A 1276-nucleotide genomic window follows, 5' to 3' on the forward strand; every position below is an offset into this window, starting at 1 on the left:
AGCGAAGAGCGGGAAGTTTCTTTAAGAAGCGGACAGAATATTTATGACGCGCTTACAAGTTTTAGCGAACTTAAAAATAACTGCATTTTAATCGATGTGAAAAATCATTACGAGCTTGTAGAGATTCTAAAAAAAGAAAAAATCGAATACTGCTATAATATTTTGCATGGAACTTTCGGCGAAGACGGTTCTATTCAGGGACTTTTGGATTGTCTTAATATAAAATATACGGGCGAAAATACTTTGGTGAGTTCGGTTTGTATGAATAAAGTTTATACGAAAAGAATTTGGCAGTCTTCCAACATTCCAACGGCAGATTTTATTTTACTTAAAGATATTGATAAAAAAGAAAATAAAATAAATTTTCCTTTAATCTTAAAACCAATATCAAACGGTTCGAGCGTGGGAGTTTCTTTGATAAAAAATAAAAAAGAATTTGAAGAGGCTACAAAAAAAATAGAAAAAATTTCGGATTATTTTATCGAGCCTTATATAAAAGGAAAAGAGATAACGGTTGGACTTGTGAGAGAAAATAAAGGAATATATACTTTTCCAATACTCGGCATAAATACGAAAAACGAAATATACGATTATGACGCTAAATACACGGCAGGCAAAACTGAGCTGGAAGTTCCCGCAAAAATTGAAAAAAATATTGAAAAAAAAGTTATTGAAATCTGTTCTTCGGCTTATAATATTCTGGGCTGCGAAGGACTTTGCCGAATTGACGCTATAATAGACGAAAACGATAAAATTTATTTGATGGAAGTAAACACTCAAAGCGGAATGACGAATACATCCGATATCCCCGCTATGGCAAAAAGTATAAATATAAAATTTGAAGATATAGCTTTGTATGTATTGGGTTTGAGTTATGGTGATTAAATTATTTCTTGCTTTTAATTCTCGTTTTATTCGTCTATATAATTTTCTTAATTAAAAGACTTATTTATTTTTATCTGGATTGCCACGCCTACTTCGTTAGGCTCGCAATGACGGAATTTTTTTATTTTAAATCGTTGACAAAAATTTTTAAATGTTATAAAATATAACTCAATTAGTCAATGTTAAAAAAATAAATTAATTGTTGACATTATTTTAAAAGATTGTATAATGATTGCAATTAATTAATATTTTGACGCGGAAGCGGGCTGTAAGCCAAATAAACTATTGATTAATTTTTTAAATATTGTATAATTTAATCAATATTTAAATGTTTAATAAAAATAACTTGGTGAGAAAACTTATATGAAAAATACAATGATTTACAATACTG

The 1276-nt window shown here is 28.8% G+C and carries 1 protein-coding gene; it reads left to right on the plus strand.

The annotated features are described in order from the left end of the window. The coding region (locus tag ACR0QS_RS13280) for a D-alanine--D-alanine ligase family protein (protein ID WP_432633929.1) at window positions 1-885 on the plus strand (885 nt) is incomplete at its 5' end. Window positions 886-1276 lie beyond the last annotated feature (391 nt).

It is taken from the genome of Brachyspira sp., from assembly GCF_050873525.1.
GTDB lineage: Bacteria > Spirochaetota > Brachyspiria > Brachyspirales > Brachyspiraceae > Brachyspira.